Source organism: Tsuneonella sp. HG222, from assembly GCF_053819185.1.
This window is the reverse complement of sequence record NZ_JBSOQZ010000001.1, coordinates 2,072,362-2,090,933: the sequence shown is the minus strand read 5'-3', so window position 1 is coordinate 2,090,933 and position 18,572 is coordinate 2,072,362. Positions and strand designations below refer to the sequence as shown.

The following is an 18,572-nucleotide window of genomic DNA, read 5'->3' as shown; positions in this document are numbered from 1 at the left end:
CAGTGGCCGCCACCTGCTTAAGGAACGCTCGGGTGGGCTCTGTCGGCGGCGATGGCACCTCGACGAGATGGACGTGAAATTGAACGGCGAGACGCACTACCTATGGCGACCGGCGGATCAGGAGGGCGAGGTGTTGGCCCTGTTAGAGCAAATGCTCCCACTTGGAAGGAATTGAGCGCAGGTCGGAGAATGCCTCGTCCTAGGAAGCCGAATAGCCCGTTCTGCTACTGCGACTCATCGCCGGAGATCATCCGGCTGATGGTCCTGATGTAGGTCCGCTACCCCCTGAGCCTGCGCAGCGCGGAGGACCTGCAGGCCGAGCGCGGAACGACATCGGCCACGAGACCGTGCGGCGCTGGTTGAACAGGTTCGGTCCGTCGTTTGCCGCCGACGTACGCCGGCAGCGGGTCAGCCGCATGCGGGCCTGGCGCCAGTGGAAGTGGCACCTCGACGAGGTCAACGTGAAGATCAACGGCGAGATGCATTACCTGTGGCGAGCGGTCGACCAGGAAGGCGAGGTGCTCGATAGCTACGTCACGAAGACGAGAGACAAGGCAGCAGCGCTGAGGTTCATCAAGAAGGCGCTGAAGCGCCACGGCTCACCCGAGGCGATCACCACCGACGGTCTGCGCTCGTACAAGGCAGCGATGAGTGAGCTTGGTAATGCCGACAAGCAGGAGATCGGCCGCTGGGCCAACAACCCGGTGGAGAACTCGCACCTGCCGTTCCGGCGACGAGAGCGGGCGATGCTGCGGTTCCGGCAGATGAAGAGCCTGCAGAAGTTCGCTTGGGTTCACGCCCACGTCCACAACCACTTCAACCTTGCACGCCACTTCGTCGACAGAGAGACCTCCGAGACTCGCCGCTAGGCTGCACTGGCCGAGTGGCAGAACCTCATGGCATGAACTGGCGCTGGGGAAGGTAGCACTGGGTCGAGCGGAGCCAAGTTACGATTAGACTAACAGCACCGCCATACATCCACAGGACTTGTCTCTTCTTGAAGGGCACCCGCGCAAGGCCGCGGAACAGGCCGCACACACGGCAGCAAGCCGTCAGGGCTCGACTCGTTGGCCCCATCCTTCGCCAGCTCCGGGCTGGCTTTGCGAGGCCAATCTCCGCGCAGATGAGCATCGGTACGGTTTCCCAGCGCCCCCTCAGGCGACACGGTTCGAGAAGGAGCGGTCCGGCGACGTTGGCGAGGGTCGAAACACACTGACATCGCCTCGATCAATAGGCGGGTAATCTCTCTCAGAGACTCCGGGCTCAATTCACCGGCGAAACATTATCCCAAGGGTTGCGATCAATGTAGAAGTTGTAGGGATCGATCCCGGCATGGCTGGGCTTTCTATCCGTGACGAACTTCAGCACCTGCTTGCCGGAGCGGATTGTATGACGCTGAAGGCTGATCACATTCGACGTGTCGAACCCGGCCCATCCAGGCTCTGCGGTGAACAGGCCTATCTCGATATTCTCCGTTAGCCGGGCCTCTGTCTCCGTGCCCTTTCCGTTTGCGTAGAGCTTCATCGCCTCGACCGGCACGGTCACCTCCCAGCGTCCGTCACGCCGCCTGACCGCAGTCGGGTTCTCAACCTTGAGATCGTAGAGCGTAATGCGCTCGAATAGATCGGTGATAAGCGCCTGCTGCTCGGGGTTCTGCGCTTCGGCCCGCAGCAGCGCGATGAGATCAACGGAACGCGGATAAGGGGCGCCCCCAAATTTGTACTTTTTAACAAAGCGGCGGAGCGCGCGGTTTACGGCCTCCTCCCCCATCCGTTGCTGGAGTAAATAGAAGGCGAGTGGACCCTTGCCGTAGTTGACATAATCCTGGTCCAGGCCGGCGCTGACGAGCGGCTGTTCCTCGGCGATCTGGGTCCGCCGCCCGGTCAGATAGCGGTCGATCTGAGCATGGAGAAAGCGGCGGAGGTTGCTGTCCCCGCGGACCTTCTTCAGCACCATCAGTGCGGAATATTGAGAGATCGATTCTCCCAGAAGCGCTGCGCCCTGCATTCTGGCGCCACGCACCTGATGCCCCCACCATTGATGCGCAAGCTCGTGAGCCGTCATCAGGGTGACCATGTCGAGCTGGTTCGGGTCGCTGACATCCCAGGCAAACACCATCTCGCCGACTGCAACGGTGTTCGGAAAGGCTTGTCCCCCGCCCCGCCGATAGGCTGGGGTCTCCACAATGCGGATCTGGTCGAACTGATAGGGGCCGAAAGCTTTGCTGTAATAGTCGATGGATGCCTGCATCGCAGCTAATATCCGGCCGACGTTCCAGGGATGCGCGGGGTGGTAGTAGACGGCATGCTCGATGCCGCCAATCGCTTGCCTTTTGACGGAGTAGTTGGCCGATTGGATCGAGAACATGTTGTTGATCGGCGTGTCAGATACGAACACGGCCGTGCGGCGGCCGTTCCGGACCCGTTCCGTCACACGCTTGCCCGGAGCGATCGCGGTTTGATCGGCCGCGGTCGAGACGCTAATTTTCGCAGTCGTCCAGCCACGGTCGCCGCCCGGGGTGGTCTTCGTCGCCGCCGCATCGTCCAGTCGCGGGAGCGGTTGCCGGGGGGAGAGGCCGTACTTACGGCGGGTGGCTGGGTCCTCTATCAGTCCCATATCGCTCATGCCGATGCCGGGAGTCAGTTCCAGACTGTTGAGATCGGTCCCGTTCGGCGCCAGCCCGGTCTCGGCACCGGAGGCGCGAAAGCCCAGCTGTTGCCGCCGGGTGCGGAAGGCGAGCGAGCGCGTTTCGCCCGGCTGCATCGGCACATCGAGCCGATAGATACGGTAGCCGATCTCCTCGTCATTCAGCTCTAGCCGAGCATCTGGAAATTCCACCCCGACCAGATCGAGATCGAGATCGAGCAGGCGCACATGGACTTGGCCGATCGGCGCATTGGTCTCGTTGACGAGACGGTAGCGGCCTCGCACCTCGGCGCGGATCTGCTCGGGAAAGAGGTCGACCTCAAGATCGACATGCTTGACCGACGGTTGTGGCAAGCTCGCATAGCGAAAATAGCGCTTCTCGAGGTTCGCGAAATAGGCTTCCGATTCTTTCGATGTACGAAAGTCGTTCAAGATTAGGGTGTTATAGACGGTCCAGCCACCACTCAGTGCACTCAGCGCGATCGCGGCGGCTGTCACAATGCTGGTTTGGCCTTTCAAGCGCGCCGGAAGCCGCCGCAGTCTCCGGCTCAAGCGCTCCTCGGTACCCCGCGGCCAGAGCAAGTGTGCAGCGATCAGGAGCAGCGCCGCGATGGCGGACCAGAAAAGCCTGAACCACCATGCGCCCTTCCAGTGGATGCCCGCGCCGGCCATGTCGGAAAGAGGTGCTTCGGGCACGCCGCGGTAGAGGGACAGAGGGTACTCAAGCCCCATGGTCGGTCCGAAAATCCGGAGGATGATGTAAATGACCATCATCCCCCAGCCGACATATTTGCTTGGGCTGAGCGCCTGTACGAAGACTGCGAGCGCCGCGAGCAGGGCGGCGTCAACCGCGCTTGGCAGGAAATACCAGAGCAGGATGCGCTCGGGTTCGAGATCGACTCCGCCTTTCAGAAGCTGCACGAGCATGCTGATGAGGACGCCGATCAGCAGGGTGGCGAAGAGAACAAGAGTAAGCCCGAGCATCTTCGGGAGCATCAAAGCCGCCGCCGGAATGGGGGTCGCGTCGATAATCTCGTGGGTCTTGTGCTCGCGCTCCCGCCAGACGAGCTCGCCGCCATAGTACGTGGCGATGATGACCAGGATCGTGTCGAATCCATTCTCCGGCAGGGAAAGGAAGGTCAGTGGATAAAACGGCACATCGAACACGTCTGCGGCCGTCAACCCGGTCGTAAGGGTGAAAAAGAATGCAAGACCAAGAAGAATGAGAAATACGGGGCTCCTGAGGATGTGGCGCATCTCGATCCACGCGCGAGCGCGGAACTGGGCTCGAGCGGAGCGGCCGTCGAAGCTTGGTGAAGCCAGTCGGCTGATCTCCATGCCCGAGCCCGGCGCAGCGTGATGCGCTTCCATCTGGACCTGTCGTCGTAGCTTGCGCTGCCTCCGCCGGGACATGCCGCGATCAGAGAGCCGGAACAGTCGATACGTCACCCCCAGGAGGACAATCGACACGCCCACCCAGATCAACCTGCTTTGCACCATTAGGTCGGAAACCGGGACAAGGCCGGCATTCAGCTCGCCCGCTGTGAAATACTTCGATGCTGCCATGTAGGCAGACATGCCCAGCGGATCGGCCAGCACGCGCGAGTTCAGCAGCTGTGTCTCGCCCTCCATCAAATTCTGGCCGACCAGGTAGAGGATGAGAAGGGCGATAACCCCAATGAAGGTGCCCGCTGTCGAGCGGACCGCCGTGGCCAGCGCGAAGAGAATGGCCGAGATGATCAGGACATTGGGGAGCGCGAACAGGCCATAGCCATAAACAAAGCCGGAAATGCGGTTTGGTCCGAGCATTTCCTGGTTGGCAAAAGGCATCAAGGTTCCAAGCCACGCGCCCAGCGTGGCCGTTGCCATCAAGAGAGCGCTGGCGGCGAACGCACCGAGGAACCGGCCAAGAAGATAGTCCAGCTTGGTGATCTGGGTGGATCTCAGGATCGCGCCAAAACCGGTCTGGTCGTCGCGTAAGACCACGTTGGAGACAAAGGCTGCGCCCACGAACAGAAACAGTAGCGACACGAGCAGGTGGGACACGATGATGCTGTGCGGGCTATTGAAAAGGACGTTTCCCCCGCCAACGGTTGCCAGCTTCAGCACCGCCATGTCCAGGAAGAACGCGAGGAGGAAGAAGGCTGCGGCTACTATGAAGATCGGGCTTTTGACTTGATATCGAAGCTCGAATTTCGCGATCTGGAGAAGCATGATGCGGGCTCCTCAGGACGACCGGCGCGATTGCGCCAGGGTGGAGAAATAGACGTCCTCCAGCCCACCGGCGATCCGCTCGAACCCGTTTCCGGGATCGCTCTGGGCCAGCACATGGACGATGGTCCGACCGGCGAACAGGCGGGTGGAGATCACCTCATATTGGTCTCGATAGGTGTCGAGCTCCCCTCGCTCGATCACCTTCATCCAAATCCTGCCCTCGGTCGACTGGATCAGCTCGAGTGGAGCCCCTTCGAGCTGGATCCGCCCCGCAGCCAGCACCGCCATCCTCGGGCAAAGATCGGAGACGTCCTCGACGATATGGGTGGAGAGGATCACCACCACGTTCTCCCCGATCTCGGCAAGCAGATTAAGGAAGCGGTTGCGCTCTTCCGGATCGAGCCCGGCCGTCGGCTCGTCTACGATGACGAGTTCGGGATTGCCGATCAGCGCCTGCGCTATCCCGAAGCGCTGCCGCATTCCGCCCGAGAAGCCTGCGATGGCCTTCCCGCGCACTGACCAGAGATTGGTAAGGTTGAGCAATGTCTCGACCGTCGTCTTGCGGTCCGTGGAGGGGATGCCCTTCAGCACCGCTATGTGATCAAGCATGTCGTAAGCGGAGATGCGCGGATAGACTCCGAACTCCTGAGGAAGATAGCCCAGCGTCCGCCGGAGTCTTTCAGGCTCGGCGATCACATCGATGTCGCCGAAATGGATGCTCCCTTCAGTAGGGGTCTGCAGCGTCGCAACCGTCCTCATCAGCGTCGATTTGCCGGCGCCATTCGGACCGAGCAGGCCGTACATCCCCCGCGGTATTGTCAAAGTCAGATGATCGAGAGCCCGAGTCCCATTGGGATAGACATGGCTCACGTCGTTCAGTTCAAGCATTTCCTACCCTTCAGCCGTGCCGCTCGCGTCGTTTCGCGAGAGGCAGGAACGTGCTTATTTCGCGCCGCTCACGGCAATCTGTCGCGGCACGTGATTTTCCGTCAGGTTGGTGTCAGGGCGGTCGCCTAGAGGGAGCCCATGGTGGACGGATCGAGAATCCTGCTTGTTGAAGACGATGTTCTTCTCGCCCGCGAAATCGTGCGGGCGTTGCAGCGAGACAATTGGCCGATCGACCATGTCGGCACACTCGGCGAGGCCTTCGAAGCGATCATCCAGTTTCCCTATCGCGTGGTCCTTCTCGACCGCCGGCTGCCAGATGGGGACGGGATCGGACTCATCCCCGCAGCGAAATCGAGACCGACCCCTCCGTCCATCATCTTCCTCACGGCGCGCGACGATCTGGCCGACCGCGTTGAGGGCCTGGACGCCGGTGCAGATGATTATCTGGTGAAACCCTTCGCCTTGGCAGAGCTGCTCGCCAGGCTTCGCGCGGCCTGCCGACGTCCAGGGCACGGAACCCGTCCGAGGCCGATCGAAGTTGCCCGGCTCTGCTTCGACCCAGCTACCCGCGAGGTACTAGTGGGGAAGCGACCGGTCGTTGTGCCCCGTCGCGAGCTCGCCTTGCTTGAACTGCTGGCTCAACGCGCAGGCCGCGTGGTTCAAAGAGGGCATCTCGAATCCGAGCTGTACGGGCTCGATGTGGAAGTTTCTGCCAATGCGCTCGATGCTCTGATTTCCCGACTGCGACGACGCCTCGAAGACGAAGATGCCGGTGTGGAGGTAAGGCTCGTTCGCGGCGTCGGCTACATGCTTCAGCCATGCTGAAACGAACCCCTTCACTGGCCCTGCGCGCGGTGCTCACCTTCACCGCCGTCTATATCTCCGCGGTCGTCCTTATCCTCACGGCGCTTATCCTGACGGATCAGACCAGCGACCATCGCGACAGGGGCCCAAAGGTCGCCATCTCTCACGCCGCGCAGGACCTGGTGCGAACCGAAAACGGCTTTGCCATCAGGCGGGACGGCCGCTTTGCCGAGCTCGCCTCCCGCAACCCGGCAATTTGGCTCATCGGTCGCAGCGGCAACGCGACTTTCTCCTTTGGCCCGGTGCCCGAGGCCGTGGCGGGCACCTTTGCGGGAAACCGGCTGGTGTTCGTATCAGGCCGCTTCTTCGTCGCGGGAGCCGAGCGCCCGCTGGCGAATGGAGTGGTCGAGAGACGCCAGATGGGCAACGACACCGTGATCCTCGCCGCCGGCGGAGTAGACCCTGCGACGCTGGCGGGTGAGGACACACCGTTCGTTTCTTGGGGTGGTCCGGTTCTCCTGATCTTCACCCTGATCGCCGTTGTCGGGTTCGCGGCGATGATGATCGCGCTGCCTATCCTTTCGCGTGCGCTGAGGCCACTTGCTGCAGAGGCTACCGCTATTCTCCCGCAAGAGCCGTCGGGGCGCCTCGACGAGCGCAAGGCGCCGCGCGAACTGCTGCCGCTCGTCCGCGGATTTAACGGCGCTCTCGACAGGCTGGCCTCCGAGCTTGGACGGCGCAAGCGCTTCATCGCCGACGCCGCGCACGAATTGCGGACCCCGCTTGCCGTTGTTGCATTGCGGGTGGAAGCTCTTGAGGATGAGCCCGCAAAGCAGGAACTGCGGCGCGGCCTCGAGCGATTGACGCACATTGTGACGCAGATGCTCGACGTTGAGCGCTTGTCCTTGTCGGGGCAGGAACGTTTGAAACTTGATCTGGCTGCGGTCGCTCGGGACGTCGTGGCAGACCTTGCGCCGACTGCGATCAAGTCAGGCTATGAACTCTCACTGGATGCGCCGGATGCGCCGGTAATCGTGAACGGTGATGCCCACGCAATCTCCCGCGCCATTACTAACCTTCTCGCAAACGCCATCACGCACGGCGGCGGTGCTGGATCGATTTCGGTGACCGTTCGGGACGATAGGACGATTGACGTCGCTGACGAAGGCCCTGGTGTGCCCGCGGATTTGGAAGCGCGCCTGTTCGAGCCGTTCTCACGAGGCAGCCAGAACGCAGAGGGATGCGGATTGGGGCTGCACCTTACGCGCGAGATCATGCGCGCGCACGCTGGGGATGTGCACCTGATGTCCAATCAGCGGGGATCAACCTTCAGACTAAGTTTTGGCCCTACGGGCGGCGAAACAAAGGCTCAGCAACGTGAAATATAAGCTGCTCAAAGTATGGGCTTAAGCGCAACCTGGCGTAGGGGGGTGTTGCAATTCACCAGAGCCCTCATAACCTGAAGGTCGTTGGTTCAAATCCAACCCCCGCAACCACCACGATCCAGCTTCATCGGAAGCCAATAACCCCGCTGTTCGCAGCGGGGTTTTTCGTGTGGGCTGGCCCTAAAGGTCGGTTGATCCTGCTGAGAAATCGTCGACGAACGCCGCGTCACTCGCACGCTCTGAGCCCACGGGCGGCAAGGCCCGCCGGCAAGTTCACAATGCTGAGACGCTAGCTGCCTGCCCGCGCCGGCCCCTTGTCGCCGGTCTTGTCCGGCGGAGCGAGTTCGTCGGGCGGAAGCTTGGCCATCCGCGCCGCTTCGCTCAGCACGTAGCCGCGGATCGCCTCGACCTGCGCGGCGTCGAGCCACGGCTTGAAGGCGATCATCCCGTTGTCTGCCAGAGCGCCGTCGAGCACGACCGCCACCCGGAAAAGGTGCAGGATCTCGTTTTCGTCCAGATCGCCCCGCCAAGCCGGGCCGACATCAGTTCCTATCAGCAAATCCGCGCCGAGCTCGAACAGAAGACCGGCCAGACAAAAGGCGCGCGCAGCCGGATCGACCCGCTGCCGATCAGGTATGTGAACCAGGGCCACAGCGCGGCCGAGCTCTACGGCATCTACCGCGCAAGCAAGATTGGCATCGTCACCCCCTTGCGCGACGGGATGAACCTTGTCGCCAAGGAATACGTCGCCGCGCAGGATCCGGAGGACCCCGGCGTCCTGATCCTGAGCCGCTTCGCCGGAGCGGCGCGGCAACTGGCCCCGGGCGCGATCCTTTTCAACCCGCACAGCCCGGACGATATCGCCAGCGGCATCCGCGAGGCGATGGACATGCCTCTCGACGAACGCATCGCGCGATGGCGGCCCATGCACGAGTGCGTGCGCGACGAGAACGTCCAGACCTGGACCGAGAACTTCCCCCGCGACCTCGCGGGCTGATCCATCAAGATGATGGGTTAAGCCATCAGCTGCGTATGACGCCGGCCGGATTGGACGAGCGGGAAATTCCGGCTGGATATCTACCTAGTATCGGTGGCTTCATCTTCCTCATCGAGGGCAAACTTTTACGATTTGGAAACGAACCGGGACCGAAACGGCCCGCCCGGCTTTATGAAAGGCATGCACCAGTCATCTTCTGTGAATATCAACGGCAGCAGCTACGACCTGCCGGAGGACCCGCGCGTCAGCCTGCTGGACTTCGTTCGTGATCATGTCGGCCTGACCGGCACCAAGAAGGGGTGCGACCATGGTCAGTGCGGGGCGTGCACGGTGCTGGTGAACGGCGTGCGGATAAATTCCTGCCTCTCCCTGGTGGTGACCCACGCCGGCGACGAGGTCACGACGATCGAGGGCATGGGTTCGCCAGCCGCGCCCAGCGCGTTGCAGTCGGCTTTCCTGAAGCACGACGGCTTCCAGTGCGGATACTGCACGCCGGGCCAGATCTGCTCGGCGACGGCAATGTTGCAGGAGATCGCCGCCGGCTGGCCGAGCGACGCGACCGGCGACCTCGACGGATCGCCCAAGTTTAGCGCAGAGGAAATTCGCGAGCGCATGAGCGGCAATCTTTGCCGCTGCGGTGCTTACGCCAACATCGTCGCCGCAATCCTCGAAGTGGCCGAAGCGGAGGCGGGGGCATGAGGCCGTTCGACTATCAGCGGGCCGAGCGGCTCGATCACGTCACCCGGCTCGCCACGTCGCCCGGCACGATGACCCTGGCCGGCGGCACGAACCTGATCGACCTGATGAAGCTGCAAGTCGAAATTCCCGAGACGCTGGTCGATATCGGCCGCCTTTCGCTGGGTGAGATCGCCGAGACGGATGGCGGCCTGAGGATCGGCGCGCTGGCGACCAATACCGCCACCGCCGTCCATCCCCGGGTGCGATCCGACTATCCCGTGCTGGCCCGGGCGATCCTCGCCGGGGCGACCCAGCAACTGCGCAACAAGGCCACGACCGGCGGCAACTTGTGCCAGCGGACGCGGTGCTACTACTTCACCAATATCGATCAGCCCTGCAACAAGCGCGAACCGGGTTCCGGTTGCGGGGCGATCGGCGGCGTGGCGCGCCTCCATGCCATCCTGGGAACCAGCGATCAGTGTATCGCCACCTATCCCGGTGATATGGCGGTAGCCATGGCCGCGCTTGACGCGACGGTCGAGATCGCCGGGGCGACCGGCGAACGCTCGGTCCCCGTGCGCGAATTCCATCGCTTGCCGGGCGACACGCCCGAGCGCGACAATGTTCTCGAGCCCGGCGACATCATCACCGGCGTTACCCTGCCGGCTCCAGTCGGCGGCACGCAGCTTTACCGCAAGGTTCGCGAGCGTTCGTCCTATGCCTTCGCGCTCTGTTCGGTCGCGGCTATCGTCGAGGTTGCCGACAACCGCTTCACTCGTGCCGACCTGGCGTTCGGGGGTCTTGCCCACAAACCCTGGCACGACGGGCGGATTACCGAACTGCTGCTGGGCGAGCAGCCCTCGCTCGCCCTGTTCGACAAAGCGGCCGACATCCTGCTCGAAGGCGCGCAAGGCTACGGCGACAACGACTTCAAAATTCCGCTCGCACGCCGGACGCTGGCGGCGGTGCTGTGCGAAGCAACGGGAGTGGAGTCATGACCATGCATCGCAAGCAGGACGAAGCCGACGAGCGCAACGTGCTCGACCATACTTCGCAGGGGGTAATCGGCCAGCCGCTCGACCGCGCGGAGGGGATGCTCAAGGTCACCGGTACCGCCCCTTATGCCGCTGAATACCCCATCGAGGGGTGTATCGAGGGCGTGCTTGTCACCGCGCCGGTGGTGAAGGGTAAAGTCGAGGCGATCGACGCCGAAAGCGTGATGGGCATGCCGGGCGTTATCGCCGTGCTGTCCGACAAGAGGATGACCGGCCGTGCCGCGCAGGGAACTGCGGGCGAGGCTCCGCAGCAGCCTGCACAAGAGATCAGCTACTGGGGCCAGCCGGTGGCGCTGGTAGTCGCCGAAACGTTCGAGCAGGCGCGCGACGCGGCAAAGCAGCTTGCCATGACGCTGCACGAGGAGGACGCGCCGGTCGATCCCGCCGAGGTCGAGAGTAAACCGAAGAACAAGGGCACCAGCCAGGGCGACTTGGACCGCGCGATGGCCGATGCGGCCCACACCGTGGATGCGACGTTCACCACCGAGGGCCACGCGTCGGCGGCGATGGAGCCCCATGCCGCCATCGCCGAATGGGACGGCGAGAAGCTGACCGTTCACACGTCTCTGCAGATGCTCAACTACAATATCGCCGAGCTCGCCGACACGCTGGGGATGGAAGAGGGTTCGATCCGCCTCGTGTCACGCTATGTTGGCGGAGGGTTTGGCTCGAAGCTGGGGATCAGCCAGGAATGCGTCGCCGCGTCGCTGGCGGCGATCGAGCTGGAACGGCCGGTGCGGGTGGCGATGAGCCGCCAGCAGGTGTTCCAATCGATCATGCGACGGTCCGAAACCGAGCAGCGCGTCAGACTGGCTGCCGACGCGAACGGCCGCCTGACCGGCTTCGGCCATGAGGCGCGCGTCTCCAACCTGCCCGGAGAGCAGTTTGCCGAACCGGTCACGCAATCGAGCGAGTTTCTCTACGCCGGCGAGAACCGCCTGCTGCGGATCGACGTGGCGCGCATCCACCGCATGACGGCAGGTTCGGTTCGGGCGCCGGGCGAGGCGGTCGGGGTCCAGACGGTCGAGCAGGCGATGGACATGCTCGCGGAGAAGGTCGGCATCGACCCGATCGAACTGCGGCTGCGCAACATTCCCGACGAACACCCGTCCGAAGGCACACCGTTCAGCTCGCGGAAGCTGGCCGAGTGCCTGCAGCAGGGTGCCGAGGCGTTCGGCTGGGAGCAGCGGCCGAGGGCGCCGCGGCACACACGCGAAGGCGAATGGTGGATCGGCACGGGCGTTGCGAGCGCCGCGCGGGTGCACAACGTTGAGGAGGCCAAGGCGCGCGTGACGTTGCGGCCCGACGGTACCGCGCATGTCGAAACCGACATGACCGACATCGGCACCGGCACCTACACCATCCTGGGTCAGATCGCCGGAGAGATGTTGGGCCTGTCACCGGGCGACGTGCTGGTCGAACTGGGCGACACGGATTTCCCTCGCGGTCCGGGCTCGGGAGGAAGCTGGGGCGCTCCTTCCGTGGGCTCGGCGGTCTTCCTCGCCTGCGAAGGGCTGCGGGAAGATATCGCCGACCGGCTCGGCATCGAGCCCGACCGGCTGGAGATGAAAGACGGCATCGCGCGCTGGGACGGCGGCGAGCGTTCGTTGGCCGAAGTGCTGGACGGTGACCGGATACAGCGAACCGGTCATTTCGAGCCCGGCGCGTCGAGCGAGGACAACGCAATCTCCAGCTATGGTGCGTTTTTCGCCGAGGTTGGGGTGAATCACTGGACCGGCGAAACGCGGGTGAGGCGGATGACCGGCGCGTTCGGATTCGGTCGCGTGCTCAATGCCAAGACCGCGCGCAGCCAGTGTCTGGGCGGGATGACCTGGTGCATCGGCAGCGCGCTCACCGAAGGTCTGCTGTTCGATCCCGTCGACGGCCACCTCGCCAATTGCGACCTGGCGGAATATCACGTGCCCGTACATCGCGACGTACCCGATCTCGAAGTGATCCTGATCGAGGAACGCGACGGGGCCGCCAGTCTCATCCAGGCGAAGGGTGTGGGCGAATTGGGCATGTGCGGCGGCGCGGGCGCAATCGCCAATGCGATCTACGATGCCTGCGGCGTGCGCGTTACTTCGTACCCGATCACGCCGGACCGGCTTATCTCACAGCTTTGAGCTCCGGCTGCTCAGTCGAGACAGCCGGGACGGATCGTCCCTTCAGCGTGCGGCGAATTGGGTGCTTGAGAAGTCGCCGCGGTCGAGCATCGCCAACGCCTGACGGGCGAGGTCGCGCGAGTCCAGCCATTCGCCGCTGGCCGTTTCGAGACGGTAGCGGTCGCGCGAGGATGCTCGCTCGAACAGGGTGCGGGCCTTCTCGATTTCGCCCATTCGGGCATGCGCGATGCCGAGGTTGATCAGGCGCGCGGGATGATCCGCATGACGCGGATCGGCCCGCAGGATGCGATCGACCGCGGCTTCCGACTGGCCGGCGGCCATGTCGTTATAGGCGACTTCCACGAGGCTGCTATCGGCACGAGGTTGCGCCGGTGCCTGGACGACGAGAGCGCCGGCAAGGAGCAAAGCGATGGACATGTCGAATCTCCCCAATTCTTATCTGCAGCACATGGATCAGCCGAATGTGTCGCCCGTGCAATAAAAATGAAACATTGTCATCGAACTGTAACATCGCCCCGGCCCACACCCGTCGACGTCACATTCGTCACATGAAGGACATAATCACGTCCCTGTAATCTAACCGAAATCCTGCAAAATTTCTGTCACGTCGGACGCCTAGCCGAGTCTCGAAGCGGTCATTTCCTGTCGCTTCGATTCTCGGCTTTTGAGGGGTATCTGCTGTGACCAATTTCCATCGTTCGCTCGTGCTCGGCTGCAGCGTGCTGGCCATTACGGCATGTGGCCCCGACGATATTGCGTCGCCCGGCAACGGCGGCAACGTGAACGTTGACATCTCCACGCCGGCCCCGTCTCCGACGCCCAGCCCCAGCGGACCGGCCACTGTGGTCGCGGCCGGGGCTTGCCCGACGATCGCCGATACGCAGGGCCTCACCAACGGCGGCGTTATTTCCGGGCCGACCGGCAGCTACCGCGTCTGCGAACTGCCGCGGGTGATCAAGGCCTCGACCACGCTGCGCAAGCTGCCGGGCGTTCTTTACGCCATGAACGGCCGGGTCGACGTCGGCTGCGACGGCGGCTTCGCTGCCCCCACCGCCGGCGCCCCCTACGCATCGACGACCGTGGGCTGCGGCACGCTGACCGCGGACACCAACGTCACCCTCTCGGTGGAACCTGGCGTGATCCTCTTCGGCAAGACCGGTCAGTCGTGGCTCGCCGTCAACCGCGGCAACAAGATCAACGCGGCGGGCACTGCCACCCAGCCGATCATCTTCACCAGCAGCGACAACATCGCCGGCTTCGCCACGGACTCGACAATCGGCCAATGGGGCGGCGTGGTGCTGATGGGTCGCGGGCGGATCACCGACTGCCTGACCGGTTCGGTGGCCTCGAACACCTGCGAACGGACGACCGAGGGCGCTGCCGACCAGGCGCTCTACGGCGGTACCGACGACAACTACAATGCCGGCCGCATGAGCTTCGTCCAGATCCGCTATTCGGGCTTCGTGCTCGGCTCCAACTCGGAACTGCAGGCCCTTACGCTCGAGGGCGTGGGTAGTGGCACGACGCTTGACCACATCCAGGCGCACAACAGCTCGGACGACGGCGCCGAATTCTTCGGCGGCGTGGTCGACATGAAGTACTATGTCGCCACCGGCGCCGATGACGACAGTCTCGACGTCGACGTCGGGTCGCGCACCGATATGCAGCACGTGGTGCTGATCCAGCGCCCGGGTGAAGGCGATGCGCTGTTCGAAATCGACAGCAACGGCAACGAGGGCGATACCCCCCGCACCCGCCTGCGCGTGGTCAATTTCGTCGCCATCCAGCCCAACGTCAGCGCCAACAATGAAGGGAACGACCGCGCGTCCGCCCTTTTCCGTGGCAACTCGGACATCACGCTGCTCAACGGGATCATCTACAGCCCGAACAACGAGTGCATCCGGTTGAACGGGTCCGGGACGACCCCGGTGACCTTCACGGCCCGCTCCGTCGTGATGACCTGCAACACCGCTAAGTACATCGGCAGCGGTTCGATCACGAATGCGCAAGTCGCGGCCGCTTTCGGTTCTGGCAGCAACAACAACAACGATGCCTTCGCGTCCACGCTTACCAGCCTGTTCGTCAACGGCACGAATGAAGACGCCGTGTCGCCGTTCGACGTAACCACGGTCTCGGCGTTCTTCAGTAACTTGCCCACCCCGTACCGGATTGGCGCCGCGTGGAGCGGCAACACCGGCTGGATCGCCGGATGGACCTGCAACAGCAGCTACGCGAACCTTGGCGGGGGCAGCGCCTGCACCTCGCTGCCGACCACCTGACCGGCCGCCAGACGCACCAGCGGGGGCGGCCGGAAACGCGCCGCCCCCGCACCTGCATTCGATGTTCGAGGAAAATCCGATGTCCAATCGCTCGCGGCTCGCCGGCGCACTCCTGCTTACCAGCGCCCTGACATATCCCGCGGCGGCATCCGCGCAGGAGACCGATCCCGGCACTTCCGCCGATTCGCCGATATCCGCCGATAACGAAGCCGCGCCCGAGGAAGAGGACCTCGACATCTCGGTCCCCGGTGGTGAGATCGTCGTGACCGGACGCCTCCAGAGGAACCCGGAGCAGGCATCCAGCCAGGTGCTTTCGGTCCTGTCATCGGCCGAGATCGCCAAGACGGGCGAGGGCACGATCGCCGGTGCGCTTGGCCGTGTGACCGGCCTGAGCGTGGTGGGCAACGGGTTCGTCTACGTGCGTGGCCTGGGCGACCGCTACTCGCTGGCCCTGCTCAATGGGTCCCCCTTGCCGAGCCCCGAGCCGCTGAAGCGCGTGGTGCCGCTCGACCTGTTCCCGACCGGCGTGATCGCTTCGTCGCTGGTCCAGAAGTCCTATTCGGTGAATTACCCCGGCGAATTCGGCGGCGGCGTGATCAACCTGACGACCAAGGCTGTGCCACGCGAATCCTTCCTGACCGTCGGCGCCGGAGTTTCCGGCGACTCGATAACCTCAGGCTTTCCGGGCCTCACCTATTACGGCAGCAGCACCGACTGGTCGGGTTACGACAACGGCAACCGCGACATTCCCGCGGGCTTGCAGGCCTTCCTCGACAGCGGGGCGCGGATCAGCGACGGGACCGTGAATACTACGGCGATCGCGCGCGAGATCGTGACCGGCCGAAACTCGATCGTTCAGCGCTTCGACGACATTCCGTTCAACTGGTCCGCCAGCTTCTCGGCCGGGACAGCCATGCCACTCGGCGACGGTGAGTTCGGAGCGATCGCGGGCGGCGGCATTTCCAGCAAGTGGAAGACCACGCAGCCGCGGCAGCAGGCGTCGCTCAGTGCCGACCTGTCCACCATCGAAACCGACAGCACCCAGACCAAGACCGACCAGCGCGTGGTCGTGAACGCGCTGCTGGGGTTCGGCTACGAATTCGGCGACAGCAATTCGATCCGCTGGACCAACCTGTACATCCACGACACCGTAAAGCAGGCGCGCATCGGCCTGGCGCAGAAGCCGTCGCAGAACGGCCTGGCCGATTTCATGACGCAGCGGACGGGCTTCTACGAGCGGCAGTTGATCGACACCCAGGCCGTCGCCGAACTGGACATCATGGATGGCCTGTCGCTCGATCTTCGTGGCGGCTTTGCCAGGTCGAAGCGCGATGCTCCCTTCGAGCTCGCCTTCGAATATATCAAGACAAATTCCCCGGCCGACCCGTTCGGCGGCCTCTTCATCAACAAGCTGAACAACGGCAACGGCGGCGATGGGGGCGTGACCTTCTCCTATCTCGACGAGGATCTGTGGTCGGCGGGCGCCGACCTCAGCTACGAACTGGGGTCCAGCCTCGTCGCCACGGTCGGGGGGGCGTGGAGCGATACGCATCGCGAGGTCACGCGGCGCGATTTCCTGTTTCTTGCGCCCAACCAGTTCCTGGGCTCATCGGCGGTGATCAGCGCCATCGGCACGCTGCGGCCAGACCTGCTGGTCAACGCCCTGACCGCACCGGGATTCCTGCAGTACGGCAACGGCCTGACGATGATCGAGACCGACGAGGGCAACCCTGCCTTCGCCGCCGACATGACGACATGGGCCGGCTACGGCAAGGTCAACTGGCAGGCGACCGACAGCATCGCCCTCGACATCGGTGTTCGCTACGAGCGCGCCACACAGACGGTCGCGCCGATCCCGGTCTTCACCAATCCGGGGGCGATCGCCGCGACGACCAGCCTCGAGAGGCAATACTGGCTGCCGGCAGGCACGCTGACCTACGAGATCCAACCCGGCATGCAGGTGCGCCTGAGCGCGTCGAAGACCATCGCCCGGCCGCAGTTTCGCGAACTGATCAACCAGCCGTACTACGATCCTGACACCAGCCGCCCCTATCGCGGCAATCCGTTGCTCGTGGACAGCCAGTTGTACAACGGCGAGGCGCGGTTCGAGTACTACTTCGCGCGCGACGAGCGGGTTTCGGTTTCCGGCTTCTACAAGAAGATCGATAAGCCGATCGAGGCTTTCATCGCCGGTATCGACTTCACCACCTCCTACGCCAATGCGCCCGAGGCGCAGCTCTATGGGGCCGAGTTCGACGTGCAGAAGTCGTTCGACTTGGGCGACTGGAACAACGAAGGATTTCGCCGGCTCGTGATCGGCGCGAACTACACCTGGACCAAGTCGAAATTGAAAGTCGGGCCCAGCGACACCGTGGCGTATTTCGGCGCGGCCTCGACCATCGCGCGCGACTATTTCCGCGACGGCGTCCCGCTGACGGGCCAATCCGATCACATCGCCAACGTGCAATTCGGGCTGGAAAACGACGACAGACTGTCGCAGCAGACATTCCTGGTCAGCTACGCCAGCGACCGCGTGGTCAGCCGCGGCCTTAACGGCAGCCCGCCGCAGCCCGACGTGATCGAAAAGCCGGGCGTGCAGCTCGATTTCGTCATGCGCGAGGGGTTCAAGGCCCTGGGCACCGACCTCGAACTGAAGATCGAGGTGCGCAACATCCTGGGCACGGATCATGTCGAGTATCAGCAGAGCGGCGACAACCGGCTGGACGTGAACACCTATCGCGAAGGCCGCAGCTTCGGCGCCTCGATCTCGGCAACTTTCTGAGGCCGGTCCTCAGCCGTCGAGAACGTCGAACACGTAACCCTTGTTGGTGACGGTCCGTAGCACCGGACCGGCACCAGCCTTGCGCAGCGCGGCCCGCAGCCGCTTTATCCACACGTCCACGGTGCGCAGGTAATCGGGGTCGCCCGCCTTGCCGAGCGACTGGATCAGCTCGCGGCGCGAGAGGATCCGGTTGGGGTTTTCGGCGATGAAGCGCAGCAGGCGAAACTCGTTGGGGCTGAGCTCGATCACGGTTTCGCCCCAGCTCGCCCGCTCGGCGGTGGGATTGATCGCCAGGCGGCCGACCTTGATCGTCTGTGCGGCAAAACGGAGGCCCACGTTGGGATCCTGCGCCAGGATGCGGTCGAGCACGGCCTGCCGGGTGATCGGGCCGAGCATGTAGTCGTCGGCCCCCGCCCGCAAGGCGCGCCGACGATCCTCGGCATCGTCGGCTTCGAGGACCATGGTGACGTGGGCATCGCTGGTGCGCGGGTCGGCGCGCAGCCGCCGGCACATCTCAAGGCCGGACAAATCGTCGAGCATCCAGTCGACGAAAATCCAGCAGGATCCCTCGACCAGCTTGGCCGGGCCGGTGGGAAGCAGCGGCGCGAACACGAAACGAGCATCGCCGATCACGAAATCGTCGAAGTCCCCGGCATTCCGATCTGTCGCGAAAATCTGAACGGTCGTCATTTCCTGTGCCCCAGTCGCCGGGCGACCT

14 protein-coding genes and 1 pseudogene are annotated in these 18,572 nt (G+C 63.6%); 10 read left to right on the top strand and 5 right to left on the bottom strand.

Translation table 11 applies throughout. The features are described from left to right. The first annotated feature begins 13 nt into the window (after positions 1-13). Positions 14-175, top strand: coding sequence for a DDE-type integrase/transposase/recombinase (locus ACWPMZ_RS10560; RefSeq protein WP_455704194.1), 162 nt, complete (start codon positions 14-16; stop codon positions 173-175). A 14-nt stretch (positions 176-189) separates the two neighbouring features. Next, positions 190-869 (top strand): annotated as a pseudogene (locus ACWPMZ_RS10555) (IS6 family transposase). Positions 870-1,263: 394 nt separating this feature from the next. Here ACWPMZ_RS10555 and ACWPMZ_RS10550 read toward each other — a convergent pair. Next, on the bottom strand, positions 1,264-4,860 hold the full coding sequence (locus tag ACWPMZ_RS10550; protein ID WP_455703963.1) for an ABC transporter permease/M1 family aminopeptidase: 3,597 nt from the start codon (positions 4,858-4,860) through the stop codon (positions 1,264-1,266). A 12-nt stretch (positions 4,861-4,872) separates the two neighbouring features. Next, positions 4,873-5,748, bottom strand: a complete 876-nt coding sequence (locus tag ACWPMZ_RS10545; protein ID WP_455703962.1) for an ABC transporter ATP-binding protein — start codon at positions 5,746-5,748, stop codon at positions 4,873-4,875. Positions 5,749-5,886: 138 nt separating this feature from the next. On the opposite strand from ACWPMZ_RS10545, the gene ACWPMZ_RS10540 reads away from it, so the two are divergent. Both ACWPMZ_RS10540 and ACWPMZ_RS10535 read left to right on the top strand, forming a co-directional pair. After that, positions 5,887-6,573: a response regulator transcription factor gene (locus ACWPMZ_RS10540; RefSeq protein WP_455703961.1), complete on the top strand. Its 687-nt coding sequence runs from the start codon at positions 5,887-5,889 to the stop codon at positions 6,571-6,573. Then, positions 6,567-7,940 (top strand): sensor histidine kinase, encoded by a 1,374-nt coding sequence (locus ACWPMZ_RS10535; RefSeq protein ID WP_455703960.1) that lies wholly within the window; start codon positions 6,567-6,569, stop codon positions 7,938-7,940. The genes ACWPMZ_RS10540 and ACWPMZ_RS10535 overlap by 7 nt, the downstream gene beginning before the upstream one ends. 286 nt (positions 7,941-8,226) lie before the next feature. Here ACWPMZ_RS10535 and ACWPMZ_RS10530 read toward each other — a convergent pair whose 3' ends face one another. After that, entirely contained in the window at positions 8,227-8,412 is a 186-nt protein-coding gene (locus ACWPMZ_RS10530) for a hypothetical protein (protein ID WP_455703959.1), read from the bottom strand. Between ACWPMZ_RS10530 and ACWPMZ_RS10525 the strand changes: the two genes are divergently transcribed. From ACWPMZ_RS10525 to ACWPMZ_RS10510, 4 genes are all read left to right on the top strand, one after another. Next, positions 8,347-8,934 carry a trehalose-6-phosphate synthase gene (locus tag ACWPMZ_RS10525; protein WP_455704193.1) on the top strand — a complete coding sequence of 196 codons (588 nt, stop codon included), beginning with the start codon at positions 8,347-8,349 and terminating at the stop codon, positions 8,932-8,934. The two genes, ACWPMZ_RS10530 and ACWPMZ_RS10525, sit on opposite strands and share 66 nt — an antisense overlap. 180 nt (positions 8,935-9,114) lie before the next feature. Next, the gene (locus tag ACWPMZ_RS10520) at positions 9,115-9,633 is read left to right on the top strand and encodes a 2Fe-2S iron-sulfur cluster-binding protein (RefSeq protein WP_455704192.1); all 519 of its coding nucleotides are present in this window, start codon (positions 9,115-9,117) and stop codon (positions 9,631-9,633) included. Further along, a complete protein-coding gene (locus ACWPMZ_RS10515; RefSeq protein ID WP_455703958.1) occupies positions 9,630-10,610 on the top strand; it encodes an FAD binding domain-containing protein in 981 nt (326 codons plus the stop codon). The genes ACWPMZ_RS10520 and ACWPMZ_RS10515 overlap by 4 nt, the downstream gene beginning before the upstream one ends. Further along, complete coding sequence (locus ACWPMZ_RS10510) at positions 10,607-12,793, top strand: xanthine dehydrogenase family protein molybdopterin-binding subunit (RefSeq protein ID WP_455703957.1); 2,187 nt, start codon at positions 10,607-10,609, stop codon at positions 12,791-12,793. The genes ACWPMZ_RS10515 and ACWPMZ_RS10510 overlap by 4 nt, the downstream gene beginning before the upstream one ends. 42 nt (positions 12,794-12,835) lie before the next feature. Here the strand turns inward: ACWPMZ_RS10510 and ACWPMZ_RS10505 are convergent, their stop codons facing one another. Next, positions 12,836-13,210, bottom strand: a complete 375-nt coding sequence (locus tag ACWPMZ_RS10505; protein WP_455703956.1) for a hypothetical protein — start codon at positions 13,208-13,210, stop codon at positions 12,836-12,838. 263 nt (positions 13,211-13,473) lie between these two features. Between ACWPMZ_RS10505 and ACWPMZ_RS10500 the strand changes: the two genes are divergently transcribed. Beyond that, on the top strand, positions 13,474-15,072 hold the full coding sequence (locus ACWPMZ_RS10500) for a hypothetical protein (protein ID WP_455703955.1): 1,599 nt from the start codon (positions 13,474-13,476) through the stop codon (positions 15,070-15,072). Between the two features lie 79 nt (positions 15,073-15,151). Further along, positions 15,152-17,854, top strand: a complete 2,703-nt coding sequence (locus ACWPMZ_RS10495; protein WP_455703954.1) for a TonB-dependent receptor domain-containing protein — start codon at positions 15,152-15,154, stop codon at positions 17,852-17,854. 9 nt (positions 17,855-17,863) lie between these two features. Here ACWPMZ_RS10495 and ACWPMZ_RS10490 read toward each other — a convergent pair whose 3' ends face one another. Continuing rightward, positions 17,864-18,544, bottom strand: coding sequence for a response regulator transcription factor (locus tag ACWPMZ_RS10490; protein ID WP_455703953.1), 681 nt, complete (start codon positions 18,542-18,544; stop codon positions 17,864-17,866). Positions 18,545-18,572 lie beyond the last annotated feature (28 nt).

Coding starts and splice junctions, on each gene's coding strand:
- ACWPMZ_RS10550 (WP_455703963.1), bottom strand. CDS start 4,860: ATGCTTCTCCAGATCGCGAAATTCGAGCTTCGATATCAAGTCAAAAGC.
- ACWPMZ_RS10545 (WP_455703962.1), bottom strand. CDS start 5,748: ATGCTTGAACTGAACGACGTGAGCCATGTCTATCCCAATGGGACTCGG.
- ACWPMZ_RS10540 (WP_455703961.1), top strand. CDS start 5,887: ATGGTGGACGGATCGAGAATCCTGCTTGTTGAAGACGATGTTCTTCTC.
- ACWPMZ_RS10535 (WP_455703960.1), top strand. CDS start 6,567: ATGCTGAAACGAACCCCTTCACTGGCCCTGCGCGCGGTGCTCACCTTC.
- ACWPMZ_RS10520 (WP_455704192.1), top strand. CDS start 9,115: ATGCACCAGTCATCTTCTGTGAATATCAACGGCAGCAGCTACGACCTG.
- ACWPMZ_RS10515 (WP_455703958.1), top strand. CDS start 9,630: ATGAGGCCGTTCGACTATCAGCGGGCCGAGCGGCTCGATCACGTCACC.
- ACWPMZ_RS10510 (WP_455703957.1), top strand. CDS start 10,607: ATGACCATGCATCGCAAGCAGGACGAAGCCGACGAGCGCAACGTGCTC.
- ACWPMZ_RS10505 (WP_455703956.1), bottom strand. CDS start 13,210: ATGTCCATCGCTTTGCTCCTTGCCGGCGCTCTCGTCGTCCAGGCACCG.
- ACWPMZ_RS10495 (WP_455703954.1), top strand. CDS start 15,152: ATGTCCAATCGCTCGCGGCTCGCCGGCGCACTCCTGCTTACCAGCGCC.
- ACWPMZ_RS10490 (WP_455703953.1), bottom strand. CDS start 18,544: ATGACGACCGTTCAGATTTTCGCGACAGATCGGAATGCCGGGGACTTC.